Annotated in this window: 9 protein-coding genes; all 9 read right to left on the reverse strand. The window is 65.7% G+C overall.

Going from position 1 to position 18,679, the window contains the following annotated elements; all coding sequences use genetic code 11:
- Nucleotides 1-18: 18 nt before the first annotated feature.
- Nucleotides 19-666 carry a DNA repair protein gene (locus KSS90_RS14495; protein ID WP_217866109.1) on the reverse strand — a complete coding sequence of 216 codons (648 nt, stop codon included), beginning with the start codon at nt 664-666 and terminating at the stop codon, nt 19-21.
- 15 nt (nt 667-681) lie between these two features.
- On the reverse strand, nt 682-2,379 hold the full coding sequence (locus KSS90_RS14500; protein WP_217866110.1) for a putative porin: 1,698 nt from the start codon (nt 2,377-2,379) through the stop codon (nt 682-684).
- A gap of 38 nt (nt 2,380-2,417) precedes the next feature.
- Nucleotides 2,418-3,092, reverse strand: coding sequence for an energy transducer TonB family protein (locus KSS90_RS14505; protein ID WP_217866111.1), 675 nt, complete (start codon nt 3,090-3,092; stop codon nt 2,418-2,420).
- Nucleotides 3,093-3,100: 8 nt separating this feature from the next.
- Entirely contained in the window at nt 3,101-3,526 is a 426-nt protein-coding gene (locus tag KSS90_RS14510) for an ExbD/TolR family protein (protein ID WP_046855393.1), read from the reverse strand.
- Nucleotides 3,527-3,536: 10 nt separating this feature from the next.
- Entirely contained in the window at nt 3,537-5,342 is a 1,806-nt protein-coding gene (locus KSS90_RS14515; RefSeq protein WP_217866112.1) for a DUF2341 domain-containing protein, read from the reverse strand.
- 40 nt (nt 5,343-5,382) lie between these two features.
- On the reverse strand, nt 5,383-6,933 hold the full coding sequence (locus tag KSS90_RS14520; RefSeq protein WP_225933189.1) for a ShlB/FhaC/HecB family hemolysin secretion/activation protein: 1,551 nt from the start codon (nt 6,931-6,933) through the stop codon (nt 5,383-5,385).
- Nucleotides 6,934-6,998: 65 nt separating this feature from the next.
- A complete protein-coding gene (locus tag KSS90_RS14525; protein ID WP_217866114.1) occupies nt 6,999-7,616 on the reverse strand; it encodes a transposase in 618 nt (205 codons plus the stop codon).
- Nucleotides 7,617-8,561: 945 nt separating this feature from the next.
- Complete coding sequence (locus tag KSS90_RS14530) at nt 8,562-9,689, reverse strand: IS481 family transposase (RefSeq protein ID WP_217869717.1); 1,128 nt, start codon at nt 9,687-9,689, stop codon at nt 8,562-8,564.
- Between the two features lie 347 nt (nt 9,690-10,036).
- Entirely contained in the window at nt 10,037-18,679 is an 8,643-nt protein-coding gene (locus tag KSS90_RS14535; protein WP_217866115.1) for a non-ribosomal peptide synthetase, read from the reverse strand.

An 18,679-nucleotide genomic window follows, 5' to 3' on the forward strand; every position in this document is an offset into this window, starting at 1 on the left:
CCTTGCGTTGAGAAAACGTCACTGGGTCACGCCCGTGGGGGCGTCGAACTGGCTTTCGTAGAGTCTGTCGCCATAGGCCTGGGCCAGCTCCTCGAAGCGGACCCGGGCCGAGCCGGCAAAGGGCTGGCGCATCTTCATCACATCGGCGATATCGACCTTCTCGTAGGCGGCCAGCATCTCCTTGGCCACCCCGTACATCTGCTGGTTGCGCGCCTGGCACTGCTGCACCTGGCCATCGCGCTCGGCCAGTTGTGCCTGCAGGCCGGCACGCTCGCTTTCCTTGGCGCGCGCCATGCCCAGCATTTCGTCATAGGCCTGCCTGTACTTGTGCAGTTGTTCGTTGCTGCTGGCCACCAGCGCCTGGGCCTGGCTATGCACGGCCTGCTGCTGGCCGGCGAGCTGTTCGCTCTGGCCGCGCGCCTTGGCCAGTTGCGCGGTCAGCTCGCGCACCTGGCCCAGGGCCGCGTCACGTTGCTGTTCCGCCGCCTGGCGGGCGGCGCTGGCCTGGGCCTGCTCGCTCTGCAGGGCCTGCAGCTGTTGGGTGGTGCTGCGCAGTTGGGTGCGCAGGCGCTCTTCGAGGGTTTCGGCCGACGCCGAGGCGGCCAGGCTTGCGCCCAGCGCCAGCATCAACCAGGCGCAACGCTGGCGATAGACTCCCTTGTTCATGCCCGTGCTCCTTCCCTAGAACCGCGTGTTGACTTCAAGTTGTAGCACATCGATGTCAAACGGCGCGCCGTAGACTGCCTCGCTGCTCAACCAACGGGCTGTAGCGTAGACGTTGTCGGCCAGGCCGTAGTTGCCACCGAGGAAATAGCCCTTGGCGTTGGTGCCGCCGAGGTGGAAGCTCGAGTCGTTGAAGCCGTCCGGCAGTGCGTCAGGCTCGATGCGCTTGTAACCGGCGAACAGGTTCCAGTCGCCGGCCTTGCGCATGTCCAGGGCGTTGCCCAGGGTGAACTGCAACATCCAGGCGTCGGCGCCGCTCTTGATGTTGCCGTTCTCGTCGATGTTGTTGGCCAACTGGCCGGCCGAACGCTTGCGCATGTCGCCCTCGTCGTAGGCCAGGTTGTGGATGTAGTTGGCCTGGCTGCGCAGCTTGAAGTCATGGGGCAGGTCGGCGTCCCATACCAGGTTCAGGTCGAGCAGCTCGAACTCCGAGGCGATGCCGACGAACTGCGGCTGCGGCGTCGCCGCCGGGTTGGCCGGATTGGGCGTGATATCGCGCAGCAGGAACACCGTGTTGCCCTTCTGCATGAAGGTCGGCCGGGTTTCGTCGCTGTCACAGGCCGGCTGGCCATCCCAGGGCGCGCAGGGGCTGGAGCGCTCGCCGGCGATGTCGTCGAAGCGGTAGTAGGCCATCGCGCCCTTGAGGCGGTGATGGTCGTTGAGCGCCCATTTCGCGCCCAGCTGCGCGCCGTACAGCCACTTGTTGTCGCTGTCCTCCTTGTCCAGGCCATTGCTGCTGGCGCTGTCGTCGCTGTACTGCACAGGGAACGCGCCAACGGTGCCGAACAGGCTGAGGTCGCGGTTCAGCGGCTGGTCGAAGATCGCCGCCACGCCATCGAAGTTGAGGTCATGGGAATAGAGGATATCGGTGGACATGAACGGATTGGCGATGCGCCCGCCGGTCAACGTCAGTCGCTCGCTGGGCGTCCAGGTGACATAGCCCTGGTCGAGCCAGATGTCCTTCTTGCCGAAGCCGCCACCGAGGTTCTGGGTGGTCGACACCGGATTGTTGTTGGAGCCGGTGGCGACGCGGATGCCGGCCACCCAGTTGTCCGCCAGCTGGGCCTTGAGGCCGAAGCGCGCGCGCAGGCGCAGGAGGCTGTCGCGGTCCTCGCGGGTGTTGAGCAGCGGCGGCAGGCTCGAGCCGCTGTTGGCGTTGACGTCGTACGGGCCCTTGTCGTTGAGCTTGGCGAAGTCGACGATCTCGTTGCTGTTGCCGTCGGCGTAGCCGCGCGATTCGTAGCGCAGGCGCAGGTCGCCGTCGAAGCTGATGCGCGAGGCCCAGTCGGGGAAGGTGTTGGGCGCGGCCCAGTTTTCCTGCTTGGCGGTGTTCATCACCTCGGCCTTGATTTCGTCGCGGATCTGCTGGCGGACGATGGCCGGCACATACTGCACGCGCACTTCACCGTTGGCCGCGGGGGCCTGAGCGACGATCGGCGCGGCGCTGCCAGCCCGCGCCTGCTGGGCCTCGCGCTCGGCCTGGGCGATCAGCGCGTCGGCCTTGTCCTGCTTGAGCACGCCCTGTTCCACCAGCAGGCGGATCAGGTTGACGGTCGCGTTCTCCGACGGCGCGGCGTGGGCGACGGCCGGACCGACCGCGGTGGCGGCGGCCAGCAGGCCGAGCGCCAGGGTCAATCGGTTGACTGGGCACTTCATGGGTTTGCAGCTCCTGTGGGTCAGTCGTGCTTCGTTGTTCATGGCCGGCGCCCCTGCAGGGCGATCTTCACCGGCAAGGTCAGGTTGGCCGGGGGGCGCTGGTCGAGGGCGCGGGCGCCGCGCAGGGCGGCGAGCACCTGGGCGTCCACCTCCGGCTCGCCGCTGCCGCGCAGCAGCTCGACCCGGGTGATCTCGCCGGCGGCGCTGAGCCAGATCTCGGCCTGCAGGTTGAACACCAGGTTGCGCAGCTCGGGGTTGTCGCGCAGCAGGCGCTGGAAGGCATAGGCCAGGTACTGGCTGTAGGTGCCGCTGCCCAGGCCGCCACCGCCGCCACCGGCCATGCCGCCGCCCTTGCCGGCCCCGACGTTGAAGCTGTCGCCGCCCGCTTGGGCGTCGCCGTCCATCTGCATGGGGTCGGCCAGGTCCTGGGCTGGGTCCGGCGCGTCCTCGGCGGGCTTGACCTCCTCGGCCTCGGGTACCGGCTGCGGCTCGACGATCTTTTCCTCGACCGGCGGTTCGGGCTCCTTGGGCGGCTCGGGCGGAGGCGGTGGTGGAGGCGGCGGCAGCGGGATGATCGCCGGCACCTTGGGCGCCTCGCGGCGCACCCCGGCCATGTCGTTGGCCCACTGCCACAGCAGCCAGGCCAGGCCCGCGCCAGCGACGGCGAGCACGGCCCAGGTCAGCAGGCGGCGCAAGTTGGCTTTAGGTTCCATGCCTGCCCTCACCCCTGGTTCGGCTTGCCGGTGACCAGCCCGACCTGGGCCAGTTCGAGACGGCGCAGCAGGTCGAGCACCTCGACCACCTTCTGGTACTGCACGCCCGCGTCACCGCGCACGATCAACGGGAAATCCGGGCTGCGCGCCTTTTCGCTGCGCAGGCGGTCCTCCAGCTCCTGCAGCGTCACCGGGTAGGCATCGAGGAATACCTGGCCGGCATCGTTGATCGAGATCGCCTTGGTCTTGGGCTGGGCCAGCGACACCGTGGCGCTGGCCTTGGGCAGTTGCACCTGGATCCCGGAGACCTGCGCGGTGGCGGTGAGGATGAACATCACCAGCACCACCATCAGCACATCCACCAGCGGGGTGATGTTGATGCTGTCGACTGCGGCGTCGGCGTCGTCGTCTTGGGCGTTGTTCACGGATGCCATGGCTGCGCCCTCACGCCGGAACCGATGGGTTGACAGTGCGCCCGGCAGTGCGGTGCGCCGCTTCACCGGCCTGGCCCTCGCCGTGCAGCTCGGCCAGGCGGGTGATGAACTCGTCGACGAACACCCGCATGTCGGCGCTGACTTCGCGGTTGCGCGTGGTCAGGCGGTTGTAGCCGAACAACGCGGGGATGGCGACGAACAGGCCCATGGCGGTGGCCAGCAGCGCCGCGGCCATGCCCGGGGCGATGGCATTGATGTTGACGTCGCCGGCCATGGCGGTGCCGAGGAACACCACCATGATCCCCAGCACCGTGCCCAGCAGGCCGATGTAGGGGCCGCCGGCGATGGCGTTGGACAGGGTCGACAGTTTCGCCGACAGCGCCTGGTTCTCGCGGGTACGCACGCCGTCCATGGAGCAGCGGATGGCTTCGATGGTGGCCGCGGACACTTCACTGGTGTCGGCGCCCTGGGCGCGGCGGGTGCGGATTTCCTGCACCGCCACCAGGTACAGACGCCACAGCGAGGAGTCGGTCAGCCGCTGATGCAGAACCTGATCATCGGCGAACTGCTCCAGGCGTGTACCGACCGTGGCGAAGTGCTCGCGGAACTGGGTGTTGGCGGCGGTGACGCGGTTGAGGGTGCGCTGCTTGCGCAGCATGATCACCCACGACTGCACCATCATCAGCACCAGGATGGCGATGATCACCCAGGCGTCCACCGGCACCGCCTTGAGCAGGAAGCCCAGGCCACCGAAGCCGAAGCCGGATTGTTCCTCGTCGACGCCATAGACCACCAGCCGCGACTCGGCACCCTGGGCCAGCACGTCGGCCTGCAGGCTGGCCTGGCTGCGGGCGACGCGGGAAACACGCAGCTCGTCCAGGGCACCGACAAAGGTCGCGTAGTGGCCGGCAGCCTCGCCCTCGCCCGCGGGAAGGTCGCCACCGATGCCGATGGCGCCGCTGAAAGCCGCCAGGCTCGCGGCCAGTCGCGCGACCGGCTGGCCTTCGACCAGCAGCGTGAGGTTGCCGCCCTCGCCCACCAGCGCCAGGTGCTGCCATTGGCCGGCGCCGAGCGCCTGATTGGCGCCGGCGCGCTGGCCGTCCACCTCGATGAAGGGCACGCCTTCGGCCAGGCCGAGCAGCAGGCTGTGGCCGGCCTCGCGGCGCGCCAGCAGCAGTTGCTCACCCACCGCCTGGTCCTGGCGCAGCCAGGTGCTGAAGCTGAACGCCGCGCCCGCCGGCAGTTGCAGCGAGGCGCTGGCGGGCAGTTGCAAGGCTTGGCCACCGATCTGGATGGCCCGGCCAATCACACCATCGACGCTGACCGTCGGCCCTTGCAGCTGGTTGCCATAAGGGCTGGCGTCGCGGGCGGTGGCACCGTCGAAGTGGTAGAGCGCGGTGTAGTCGGCATCGAAGCTCGGCTGCCCGGCAGGTGCCTGGGCCTTGGGGTTGCCGTAGTACATCCACAGGTCCTGGCGCTGGCCCGCTTCTATACGGGGTACGTCGACCCAGATCAGCGCCATGCCCATCAGTGGATCGAACTGCTCGACATGGTGGTTGAGCACCGTCTTGTCGTCGGCAGCGACGAAGCGGATATCCGCGCCGGTTTCGCTGACGCCGTCGAAGCTGAAGTTGCCGGTGTGCAGACGCACCAGCAGCGCGGTGCGGCCCAGGGCCTGGGTCAGGCCGGCGCCCTGGGGCGTGGTGTCCACGGCGATCTGCTTGCGGTACATCCAGTCGTCCTGCCACCAGGCACTGGCGCTGCCCGGCAGGGCGAAGCCCAGGCACAGCAGCAAGGTCAATATCAGGCGTTGCATGAGAGGTCTCCAGGCCGATGCCGGTCAGTAGGTCAATCGTTCAGAAAGTCGCCTGCACGCTGAAGTGCACGCGGGAAGCGTTCTTGTCGGTGTTGGGGCCGTCCTTGAGCGGCACGGCCCAGTCGAGGCTGCCGGACAACCAGTCGTTGAGCGTGGCGCGGGTACCGACGCCGACGCTGGCCAGGCTGTAGCTGTCGTCCTGTTCGGGCAGTGCGTCCTGCAGGCGCAACTGGGCGCCCTCGGCGAACAGGTAGAAGCGCCAGTCGCTGATGTAGCTGCCGACGTAGCGGCCAATGGAGGGGGTGCGCAGTTCCTGGGAGAACAGCAGGCCGTCGTCCCCGGTGCGTTCGGCGGCGAGATAGCCGCGTACCGAGGTGGCGCCACCGGCGGCGAACTGCTCGTTCGACACCAGCGGCCCCGAGGCCAGTTGGAAGGCCAATTTGGAAGCGCTCTGCCAGGCGCCGGCGAAGTCGAAGGTGTAGCTGCCGTCGCCCTTGAGCGCGGCGAAGCTGGAGTCGGCGCGGTAGCGCTTGTAATCGAACTCGGTATCGTCGCTGCCATAGCCCAGCAGGCTGCGCGTTCCGGCCACCAGGCTCAGGCCGAGGCTCAACTGGTCCTGTTCGGTAAAGCGGTAGCCGGTATAGCCCAGGGTGATCGGGGCGTACTTGAGCGGGACTTTGTCGCTACTGCCGCCCAGGCCGACCTGCTCGTCGAAGTCCTTGAAGTCCACGCCGATCGACAGGGCGTTGGCCCAGGCGCCGACGCCCGGCAGGTTGTAGATCGCCGAAACGCCGTAGGAATGGCCCTTGCCCAGCACATTGGTGCCGCCCACCGTGGCGACATTGCTGTCGGAGTGGTAGCCGGAGAACTGCACGGTCCAGCGCTCGTTCAGCGGCGCGGCGTAGGACCCGGACCAGACCTCGGCGTTGTCACGGTCCTGGGGCGCGGTGAACCAGGTCAGCGAGACGCTGTGGCCGGCCTGCCAGAGGTTGTTGTAGCCCAGGCTGACGACACTGCGCAGCTTCTCGGTGTCGGCGCTGTGGTCGTTGTTCAGGCCCAGGCTCAGGTTCCAGGGCTGCTTGTCCTCGACCTGCAGGTCGACGTCCATGGTGCCCGGGCGCTGGCCTTCGCGCACCAGCGGCATGACCTGTCGCCCTGGGGCACGGTTGAGGGTGGCCAGCTCGTTCTGTACCTGGGCGAAATCGGGCACCTTGCCCTCCTCCAGGGCCGGCACCTGTTCGCGGATCTCCAGTGGCGAATAGTGTTTGGCGCCGACCACGCGTACACGTCCGACCTTGGTTTCGCTGACTTGCAGGTAGACCACGCCACCTTCGACCTTCTGTTCGGGCAGCTCGACGAATACCGATTGGTAGCCACGGGCCTGATAGCTTTTCTGCAATGCCTCGCGGGCGCCTTCGAGGTCGGCCAGGGTCTTGTCCGGCCCCAGGTAGGGATAGACCGCCTCTTCGATGGCCTGGGCATCGAGCACGGTGTTGCCGCGCACCACGTACTCGTTGATCTCGACCCGGCGCTGCGCCTCGTCCGCGGCCACCTCGACCGCCAGCAGGCACAGCAGCGCCCCTGCGCCCATGCCGCATCGCTTGAAGAAAAAATGCTCCACACCGCCCCCTTGAGCGCCAGGAATTCGTTGGTTTGCTAGTGGTTGTCGCTGGTTGCGGGCTGGCCTTGGTGGCGGGCCAGCCAGCTGTGCAACAGGGCCAGGTTGAGGCTGAACTCGGGCATGGCCTGCAGGCTTGCGCCGAGTACCTCGTCGACCATGCGCTGCAACAGCGAAACGGCCATGGCGCTGCTCAGCAGGACGCCGAGGTCATGGCTGAACAGGCTGAAGTTCCACACCCGCGATTTCAGTTCGAGGCCTGCGAACCAGCGGAACAGCAGGTTGTAGTTGAGCTGCTCGTAGAGCTGCTTCTCGCTGGGCACCGAATACAGCAGCTGTAGCAGCAGCACGTGCATCAGCGTGCATGGGGCGATGATCATGCCCTGCTGCTCGGCCAGCAGCGCCAGGGCTGGCTGGTGCGCTTCCAGCAATGCCTCGATGCGCGGCTTGAGCAGCGCCAGCGAATGGCCGGGCGGCACGCAGCTGGCCACCTCGCGCAGGGCGCCCTGCCAGTCGTCCTGGGAGACGATCCATACCCAGGGGGCGCCGTAGCGGTAGACCGAGACGGGCTGCTTGCGCGCGGCCTCGACGATCTTGGCCAGACGCTGGTCGAGCTCCTGCATTCCCACTTTCGTGTAGCGTTCCATAGTGCCCATTGCCCCGCTCCCAGGCCGGTTCTCAAGGCTTGATTGGCCTGATGGCCAGGTGCCTTGTTGGTGTCCTTGGCTTTGACGGGGGTGGCGGATTGCTACCGAAGTTTTGTCATGAAAGGTTCATCAGGAGGGGGGTTCGAGGGGGCGGAGTCGGAGTGGGAGTCGGAAGTGATTGTTTGGATTTTTGTTTGCGCATTCGCAGAAGATGTCGACATTTAGTCACCCTTTCGCCCTTACGGCGACCTACTTTTGTCTTGACAAAAGTAGGCAAAACCGTTCGGCTCCGTTCATACGGCCCCTGCGCTTCGCTCCGGGGTTCCCTCGCTCCGGGCTTGCTCCGGGAGGACGCGCCGACGGGCCATCCATGGCCTGATCGGCGCTTGACGGGCATCCATGCCCGTCACCTCCCTGCGCAAGCCCTGCGCTCGGCCTCCTGAAGTCGCAATTTGTGTCGCCTGAACTATCGCGCACTTAGAAGCAAGAGCAAGAGCAAGAGCAAGAGCAAGAGCAAGAGCAAGAGCAGATATTTTGGTTTGGCATTGGGTGAATTATTGTTCTTCATTACACCATCGCGGGACAAGCCCGTTCCCAAGATGGTTTGACTACATGATCCAACATGGAAGCGGACTTGCCCGCGATGTTGATCTAGAGCTCCCACGATGGCAACTAGCGACTAGCTGCGTTAGTGCAGGCGCCGCCCGTAACTTCGCGACTTCAGGAGGCCGAACGCAGGTCTTGCGGAGGGAGGTGACGGGCATGGATGCCCGTCAAGCGCTGCGCCCCAGGATGGGGCGTTCAGCGCGGTCCTCCCGGGAGCAAGGCCGGAGTGAGGGAACCCGGAGCGAAGCGGAGGGCCGGATGAATGGAGCGCAACGGCTTTGGTTACTTTGGCCAAGATGTATGGACTTGAGACATCGCTGACACATGTGCGGGGACATGGTGGACACATTATCGCTTACCGTCGGGGTTGTTGAAGTCGATGGTTCGCAGCTTGTGCTGGCAGAAGTAAACATCAAAATGGTCAGGCCCTTGATCGCTGCGGCGGAGCGCCAACACATAGCCTGCTAGCGCCTTGGCTATCCGAAATGAGCGTTTCTTGAAGCGGAACTGACTGCTGTAGGGTTTCACCAAAATATCATCGGGACCGTATTCAACGGGCGGTAGACGGCTTGGGAAAGCCCGCCTGCTCATCTGGTAGCGATCTGCCGGTACTTTGTAGCCCAACTGCTGATGAGGACGCTTGTAGTTGTAAATGCCCCGCCAGAGGTCGAAAGCTTCTTGCGCTTCTCGCAGATCCCGAAAACTGCGCCCGGTTAGTACCTCGGCCTTGAGCGTCCGGTGGAATCGCTCATCCTTGCCATTGGTTTGTGGGTGGCCTGGCCTGCTGAAAGTCAGTCGAATTCCCAGACGAACCAGCCAGATACCTAGCGGTGTGAGTTCTCCGGGATTTCTTGGCGCCCCCCAGGGCGAGCCATTATCCGCGTTGATCTGCACGGGCAGTCCATACCGGCTGAACAGATCGGTCAGGTGCTCCATGACCAACCCTGTGCGCTGATGTGTGCAGGCCTGTATCACAAGGTTAAAGCGTGAGTGGTCATCAATCAGCGTCAGCGGATAACAAGGTCCCTGAGCCGTTTGGAAGAAACCTTTAAAATCGATCTGCCACAGATCATTCGGGGCTTCGCGCTCAAAGCGTGTCCATGGTTTAGCCGCCTCGGAGGCCTCCGCGGTGATCAATCCATGCCGATGCAGGACATTGGTTACGGTACTGGCACAGATGCGCTGATCAAGCAGGTGACTGATCTTTCGGCCACCCCACGTGGAGTGCTCCTTACGGATGGCAATCACTTCCTCTTCTAGCCCAGGCTGAGTCTTGCGAGGGCTGACGGCTGGCTTTCGAGAGCGCTCCTTCAAGCCGAGCAAGCCCTCCTGTCGAAATCGATTGAGCCATTTGTAACCCGTCTGAGGGCTAATGCCGAACCGGCGGCATAGCTCCCTCATATTGGCGCCCGGGTGATTGGCCAGGCTAACGAACTCTTCTCTTAAGCTCATGGCATCTCTCGCGTTCCAAGGCATGGTCGTATTCCCGGCAGATTGCTTGCCGAAAAGTGTCAACCATGTCTCCGCACACGTGTCCACCATGTGTCCGGTCCATACACCAAGACCAAAGTAACCCGCCGTAAGGGCGGAAAGGTGAATAAGCGTCGCCATCGCAAATGAATGCGCATACAACTTTCAAAACCACCCAACAACAACAACAACAACAACAACAACAACAACAACAACAACAAACATCACAAACTTTCAAATTTCTGACAACTTAGACGCCATCGCAAAACGAATCCACACACGCACAGACAAAACCACAAGATTCGCAAGAAAAGAACGGGGGAACCTAACGCCCCACCCGCTCTCCCCCGACCTCAATCCTTGTCAGCAAGCCTCCCCACCAGCCCCTCGATAAACGCACCGGCATTGATAACCCCCTCATGCCCATCGGCAATCACCGTCGAACTGCCCAGCCCATTGACCGAAGCCTGCGCCAGCAACCCCGCCTCCCCCACGCGTACACGCTCGGCACTGCGGCTTTCACTGGCCCACCAGCAATCCACCTGGACCACCAGCGGCCGCAGGCGAAACGCCTGGCTCAGCTCGGCGTTGCGGTCGAGCACGGCGAAGCCATCGACGATCTCCCGCTGCAGATGTACATCCTCGTGGATGCTGCGCAGGCGTTCGGCGCTGACATTACCCGCGGCGGCCACCTGTTCGATGACCCACTCGGTCCTGTCGACCCCGGCCGGCAGACGCTCGGCCTCGTCGATGAAACCTGCGATCCGCACCTCGCCGACGCCCGGCGCAAAGGCCAGCAGGCCACGCAGCAGGCTCTCGTCCGCCCGCGCCACCTGCACCACCTCGGCGGGCTCGGCGTCGAGGCCAGACACATCACGCGGCAGCAGGGTGTCGACCAGGCCAACGAAACCAACCTCCTGGCCGGCCTGCTCGAGGGCGTGGGCCACTTCCAGCGCCAGGGCGCCGCCCATGGACCAGCCCAGCAGATGGTACGGGCCGCTGGCCTGGGTACGGCGGATCTGCTCGACGTAATAGCCGACCATCGCCTCCCAGGATGCGTCCACCCAGCCCGGCTCGGCGTAGCACCGGTTGACCAGGCCATATACCGGACGCTCATCGGCCAGGCGGCTGGCCAGCGGGTAGTAGGCGTAGGCAGCGCCGCCACCCGGCGGCAGGCAGAACAGCGCCGGGCGCTGGCGCTGGCAACCGTTGAGATTGATCACCGGCGATTTCAGGCGATCCTTGCCGCCACCGATGAAGTTGGCCAGCTCCTCGAAGCTGGCCATCAGCATGAACTCATGCAGGCTGATGTTGATGGCGAAGGCTTCACGCACCTTGTTTACCAGGGTGATCACCAGCAGCGAGTGGCCGCCGAGCTCGAAGAAGTTGTCGTGCAGACCCACCTGCTCGACCTTCAGCACCTCGGACCAGATCGCCGCCAGTTGCTGTTCGAGTTCCGTACGTGGAGCTACGTAGCCCTGTTGCAGCTGGCTGGCATCCGGTTTTGGCAGGGCCTTGCGGTCCAGCTTGCCGTTGGCGGTCAGTGGCCACTGATCCAAGACCAGGAAGTGCGTCGGCACCATGTAGTCCGGCAGGTTGGCTTTCAGGTGTTGTTTCAGCGCGTCACGCAGGGTTGCGTGGTCTGCTGATGGATCTTGAGCGATCAGGTAGGCCGCCAATTGCTTGCCCCCTGCCCCGTCGATATCCAGCACCAGCACTTCGCGCACCGCCGCATGTTCTTGCAAGCGGGCTTCAATCTCGCCCAGTTCGATACGGAACCCGCGGATCTTCACCTGATGGTCGATCCGGCCCACGTACTCGATCACGCCCTGTTCGCGGTAACGCGCCAGGTCGCCAGTGCGGTACAAGCGTCCGCCTTCGCTGGAGAATGGATCCGGCACAAAGCGTTCGGCGGTCAGCGAGGCGCGGTTGTGGTAACCCCGCGCCAGGCCGGCGTGGCCGACATGCAGTTCACCCGTGCAGCCCTTGGCCACCGGATTGAAATCGGCGTCCAGCACGTACATCGACAGGTCCGGAATCGCCGCACCGATCGGGCTGCCCGACTGCTGGGTATCAGCGAAGCGGATCGGCCGGTAGGTCACGTGGACCGTGGTCTCGGTGATGCCGTACATGTTGATCAGGTTGTTGCACTCTTCGCCGAAGCGCTCGAACCATGGCTGCAGTGCAGCTACGTCCAGCGCTTCGCCGCCGAAGATCACGTAGCGCAGCGCAAGGTCGGAAGCACTGTCACAGGCCACGCGCATCAGCGGCTTGAACGCCGATGGAGTCTGGTTGAGCACAGTGACGCCCTGCTCCACCAGCAACTGGTGGAAATCTTCCGGCGAGCGCGTGGTTTCACGCGGCACGATCACCAGGCGGCCACCGTGCAGCAGCGCGCCGAAGATCTCCCATACCGAGAAGTCGAAGGCGTACGAGTGGAACAGCGTCCAGACATCCTGCGGGCCGAAGCCAAACCAGGCGTCCGTCGCCTTGAACAGGCGCAGCAGGTTGTGGTGCGGCAGCAGCGTACCTTTCGGCTTGCCGGTGGAACCGGAGGTGTAGATCACATAGGCCAGGTTGTCCGGCTGGGTCAGGTGCTCGGGGTTTTCGTCACTGTAATCAGCCAGATCATCTTCGAGAGACAGGCTGCGCACATGCGCCGGCACCGGCAAGGCCAGCAAATGGCCTTGCGTCAGCAGCAGTTGAATGCCGCTGTCTTCCATCATGTAGCTCAGGCGGTCCTGCGGGTATTCCGGATCCAGCGGCACATAGGCGCCACCGGCCTTGAGGATCGCCAGCAGGCCGACGATCATCTCGAAACCACGCTCCACCGCGATACCCACCAGCACATCCGGCCCCACGCCCTGCGCACGCAGCTTGTGCGCCAGGCGGTTGGCGCGGCGGTTGAGCTGGTCATAGCTCAACGCCTGCCCGGCGAAGGTCACGGCGATCGCTTCAGGCGTGCGCGCCGCTTGCTGCTCGATCAGCGCGTGCGCGCAGGCCATGCTCGGATAGCTGTCGATCACTTGTAGCGGCGCGGTGCTCAGCACCAGTTCACCCAAAGCCCGCTGCGACGAGTCCGCCAACCCTTCCAACAGTTCGACGAAATGTGCCGCGATCTGCCCAACAGCCGATTCGGCATAGCTGGCGCGGTCGAACTTGAAGTTGGCCAACAGTTTTTCGCCCACCTGGGCCACCAGCGTCAGCGGATAGTTGGTCTGCTCCTGGCTGGCCACCTCACCGAAGACCAGCCCCTGTGGTGCGTCTGCCTGCAACGCCTCCGAAACCGGGTAGTTCTCGAACACCAGGATATTGTCGAACAGCGCCTCGCCGCTCCAACCGGCCCAACGCTGGATCTCGTACAGCGGTGTGTGCTCGTGCTCGCGCAGGGCCAGGTTCAACCCTTGCACGTGCTGTACCCAGTCGCCCACGGTCTGCTCGGGGCGCGGGCTGGCGACCACCGGCAAGGTGTTGATGAACAGCCCCAGCTGCTCCTCGACGCCCGGCAGCTCGGCCGGGCGGCCTGCCACGGTGGCGCCGAAGGTCACGCTGGCCTGCCCGGTGTAGCGCTGCAACAGCAACAGCCACGCGGCCTGAACCAGTGTATTGAGGGTGATCCGCTGCTCCCGGGCAAACTCGCCCAGGCGCTGGGTCCGTTGCCAATCGAGCAGCACTGGGTATTCAGCCTGGCCCTCACCGTTCGCCTCAGACCTGAAGGCCTGGGCCAACCGCGTAGGCTCGTCCAGTTCCGCCGTACGCTCGCGCCAGAAGCGCTCGCTGGCGGCCTGGTCCTGGCGTTGCAGCCACTGGATATAGTCGCGATAACGGCTGTTCTTGCCTGCCGGGGTGACACCGGCGTAACGCTGCAGCACCTCGCCGAACAGGCGCGAGCTGCTCCAGCCGTCGAGCAGGATATGGTGGTTGGTCAGCACCAGCTGGTGCTGCTGTTCGGCGCTGCGGATCACCGCCAGGCGCAGCAGCGGACCGCTGGCCAGGTCGAAACCGGCACGCAGGTCGGCCTCGGTCCAGGCTTGCAACGCCCTCGGCAAATCGGCCTGGTCACGCCAGTCCAGCTCGACCAGCGGCAGCCGCGCCTGGCGCTGCACCACTTGCAGTGACTGGTCGTAGCCACTGAAGAAACTGCTGCGCAGCACTTCGTGGTTGTCCACGGTGGCCTGCAAGGCCGCGATGAAGCGCGGTACGTCCAGCCCCTGCACTTCGACGCGTGTCTGGTTGATGTAGTTGCCCGCTTCCTGCTGATACAGGCTGTGGAACAGCATGCCCTGCTGCATCGGCGACAGCGGGTAGATGTCTTCGATGTTGCCCGCCGCCACCGGCAGTGCCGCCAGCTGGTGCTGGTCGAGGCTGGCCAGCGGGAAGTCCGAAGGCGTCACCCCCGCCACGCCCGGAGTAGTGCAGTGGCCGATCAACAGGCGCAGCTCCTCGGCGTACTCGTCGGCCAGGCGCTGGATCTGCCCACGTTCGAACACGGCGCTGCTGAAGCTCCAGTCCAGCGCCAGTTCACCGGCGTAGACCTGGCCATCGATGCTGAGCAGGCTGCCCAGCGGCGCCTCCGGGCTTTGTCCCTGCCCCGCGCCTTCCGGCGCCGGGGTGAACAGCCCTTGCTCGCTGTCGAAGCTGCCGTCGAACTGCCCCAGGTAGTTGAACACGATGCTGCCCTGGGCCAGGGCGCCGAGGGTTTCGCGGGCCTGCTCATCGCCCAGGTAACGCAGCACACCGTAGCCGATGCCCTTGGCCGGCACGGCGCGCAGCTGCTCCTTGACCGCCATGAGCGACGCGCCCAGGTCATCGGCGGGGGTCAGCTTCAACGGGTACAGGCTGCTGAACCAGCCGACCGTGCGGGTGATGTCGAGGTCATCGAACAGGTCTTCGCGGCCATGACCTTCCAGGCGGATCAGCGCGTGCGCCTCGCCGGTCCAGCGGCGGATGACCCGCGCCAGCGCCGTCAGCAGCAAATCATTGACCTGCGTGCGGTAGGCAGCCGGTGCCTCCTGCAGCAGTTGCCGGGTCAGTTCGGCGTTCAGGTGGGTGCGCACCGAAATTTCATGCTTGCGCTGCTGGCCACCCTGCGGGTTCGCCCCAGGCAAGACGTCGCTGACGCCCTGCAACTGCGCCTGCCAGTAGGCCAGCTCGGCCACCAGCGCGGGGCTGCGGGCGTGCTCGCGCAGGTGCTCGGCCCATGCCTTGAGCGAACTGCTCTTGGCCGGCAGCACCGGCGCCTTGCCGGCCAGCAGTGCCTGGCAGGCCAGCTGCAGGTCTTCGAGCAGGACGCGCCAGGACACGCCGTCGACCACCAGGTGGTGGATCACCACCAGCAGGCGCTGTTGCCCCGCGGGCAGGTCGATCAGCACCACGCGCAGCAGCGGGCCATTTTTCAGGTCCAGGCTGCGCTGGGCCTCATCGGCCAGCTCCGGCAGGCGCGCGGCATCGTCCAACTGATGTGCCCACAGCAACTGCTGCGCGTCGACCGGCGCGAACTGGCCTTGCCACTGGCCCTGCTCTTCGCTGAAACGCAGGCGCAGGGCGTCGTGCTGTTCCAGCAGCAGCTTGAGCGCAGGTTGCAGCAAGGCCACCGTCAACGGTTGGCGCGGGGTCAGCAGCACCGCCTGGTTCCAGTGGTGACGCTGGGGAATAGCGGTTTCGAAGAAACGCGCCTGGATTGGCAGCAACGGCAGGTTGCCGCTGACCGGCTCGACCACTTCGGCCGCCGGCTTCTTCTCGATCAGCTTGGCCACCGCCGCCAGTTGGCCGATGGTCTGTTTCTCGAAAAGCTGCTTAGGGCTGAGCTTGATGCCCTGGCGCTTGGCGCGGGCAATGATCTGCAGGCTGAGGATCGAGTCGCCGCCCAGTTCGAAGAAGTTGTCGGTGCTGCCCACTTGCTCACGCTTGAGCACCTCGCACCAGATCGCCGCGAGTTTCTCCTCGATTTCACCCACCGGCGCGACAAAGCGCTGCTTGGCCACCACCCCAGGCCTGGGCAGGGCACGCTTGTCCAGCTTGCCGTTGGCGGTCAGCGGCAGGCGCTCGAGCAGCAGCACCTGCGCCGGCACCAGGTACTCTGGCAGGCGCTCCAGCAAGGCCTGGCGCAGGGCCTCGGCTTGCAGCTCGACACCCGCCGTCGGCACGGCCCAGGCCACCAGCTGCAGGCGCGTGGGGTCGCTGTCCAGAGGGAGTGCCAGCACCACGGCCTCGGCCACGCCGGGCAGGCCTTGCAGCACCTGGCCGACTTCGCCCGGCTCGACCCGGTAACCGCGGATCTTCACCTGGTCGTCGCCACGGCCCAGGTATTCCAGCACGCCCTGGTCCAGGCGCGCGCGGTCACCGGCACGGTACAGCCGCTGGCCGTTGTCACCGAACGGATCGGGGACGAAGCGCTCGGCGGTCAGGCCCGGCTGGCCGACATAACCCTGGGCCAGGCCCTGGCCGCCCAGGTACAGCTCGCCGGCCACGCGCTCGGGCAGCGGATTGAGGTAGGCGTCCAGCACCCGCGCCTGGCCGTTGTCCAGCGGCCGGCCAACCGGCACGCTGCGCCAGCCGGGCAGGCGCGCGCCGACTTCGTGGGTGAGGATGCCCACGGTGGTCTCGGTCGGGCCGTAGTGGTTGATGATCCGGCAGCCGGGCTTCAGGCGGCGGATCTGCTCGATCAGCGCCCAGGAACTGGCCTCGCCACCGAGGATCAGCAATTGCTCGGGCAGCACCCGCTCCGGCTGCGCGGCCTGCAACAGGCCCTGCAGGTGGCTCGGCACGATCTTCAGCACGTCGACGCGGTGCTCGGCCATGTAGCTGGCGAAGGCATCAGGGTCGAAGCCCTGGTCGTGGCCCAGCAGGTGCAGCAGCCGGCCCGAGGCCAGCGCGCCGAACAGCACGGTATGGCCAAGGTCGGCGGCCACGGTGGAGACCATCGCCAGGCTTGCGCCGGGCTGCAGGTCGAGGCGTTGCAGCACGCCCTGCAGGTAGTTGGCCAGCGCCCCGTGGCTGACCACCACACCCTTGGGCTGCCCGGTGGAGCCCGAGGTGTAGATGATGTAGGCCGCCTGCTGCGGCAAGAGACGCACCGCCGGTGGCTGCTCATCGCAGTCGCCATACAGTGAAGCGTCATAGGCCACGGCGCGGCACACGCCCAGCCCCGCCGCCTGGGCATCGCCCTGGGCATGCACCAAAATCTGCGCAGAGCTGGCCTGCAGCAACTGCTGCAGGCGCTCGGCAGGCTGGCGGCTGTCCAGCGGCAGGTACACCGCGCCCAGCTTGAGCACCGCCAACAGGCTGGTCACCCACTCGATGGAGCGCTCCTGGCACAGCGCCACGGTCATGCCCGGGGCGATGCCCTGCGCCTTGAGGTAATGTGCGAAACGGTTGGCCTGTTGCTCCAGCTCGGCGTAGGTGAGCGTGCGATCCCCCGCGCGCAATGCCGGCTGCGCGGCACCGGCTTGCAGGCCCTGACGCCACAGGGCGAGGAAGTCTTGCTGCGGCCAGTCTTGGGCAGCGGTTTCGACCTGCTCAGCCTGGGCGTCCGGGTGATCGAGCAACGCCGCGTCGGGATGCTCGACAAGCGTACGCAACACGGCCTGGAACGAAGCGGCCATGCGCTCGATGGTCGCGGCTTCGAACAGGTCGGTGCTGTAGGTAAAGTAGCCTTGCAGGCCGTCGGGGGTCTCGGTGAAGTCGTAGGCCAGGTCGAAGCGCGCATCGCTGCCCTCGACCGCGAACCCGCTGACACTCAGCTCACCCAGCGTCTGCCGGGCCTGGGCGCCGGCCTCGGTATCGGCCATGTTCTGGTTGATCTTCACCTGGAACAGCGGGTTGTGGCCCAGGTTGCGCTCCGGCGCGAGGGCGTCGACCAGGTGCTCGAACGGCAGTTCCTGGTGCGACTGCGCGCCACTGACCACCTGCTTCACCTGTTCCAGCAGCGCCGCGCCGCTGTGGCGCTCGTCCACCTGCACCCGCAGCACCTGGGTGTTGATGAAGAAGCCGATCAGGCCTTCGACTTCCTTGCGGTTACGCCCGGCGTTGGGCGCGCCGATGCGGATGTCGGCCTGGCCGCTGTAGCGCGCCAGAGTCACGGCCAGCGCCGCCAGGGTCAGCATGAACACGGTCTGGCCCTGGCTGCGCGCCTGGGCCTTGAGCTGCGCCGACAGCGCCGCCGGCACATCGCTGCGCAGGGTCGCGCCGCGGAAGCTGGGGTGCGCCGGGCGCTCGTGGTCCAACGGTAAATCCAGCACCGGGTGTTCGTCGCCCAGTTGCTGCTTCCAGTACTGCAACTGGCGCTCGCCCTCGCCAGCCTCGAGCCACGCACGTTGCCAGATCGCGTAGTCGGCGTACTGCACCTCCAGCGGCGGCAGGTTGGCGTCTCGGCCTTGCGACAGTGCTTCGTACAGGTGGACGAACTCCTGCACCATCAGCTCGCCCGACCAGCCGTCGGAGACGATATGGTGCATGCACACCGTCAGCACGTGCTCGGTCGGTGCCAGGCGCAACAGCCGGACCCGCAGCAACGGGCCTTCGAGCAGGTCGAATGGCGCATCCAGCGCCTCGCGCACCGCAGTACGCAGGCACTGCTCGATATCCTCGCCCGGCCCGGCCTGCACCTCGCGCACCTCCAGGCCGACGCCCGGCTGTTCGAGGATCTGCTGGTGGAACTCGCCCTGCTCGGAGACAAAGCGCGTGCGCAGGCTCTCATGACGCTGCACCAGCGCGTCCAGGGCCTGGGCCAACGCCTGTTGGTTCAGCGAACCGCTCAGGCGCACCGCCATCGGCACGTTGTAGAAGCTGCTGTGCGGCTCCAGCTGCCAGAGGAACAGCATGCGCTGCTGGGCATAGGACAGCGGGATGCGCGGGCTGTCGTGACGGGTCACGGCGATGGGCAGCAAGCGGAAGCTCTGCCCGGTTTCGCGCATCTTGTCGAGGATCTGCCGACGCTGCTCCAGGGCAAGGCCGACAAAGCGCTTGGCGATACGTTCTGCTGTGCTCTTGTCCAT

Origin of the sequence: Pseudomonas maumuensis (assembly GCF_019139675.1) — a bacterium.
GTDB classification, from domain to species: Bacteria; Pseudomonadota; Gammaproteobacteria; order Pseudomonadales; family Pseudomonadaceae; genus Aquipseudomonas; species Aquipseudomonas maumuensis.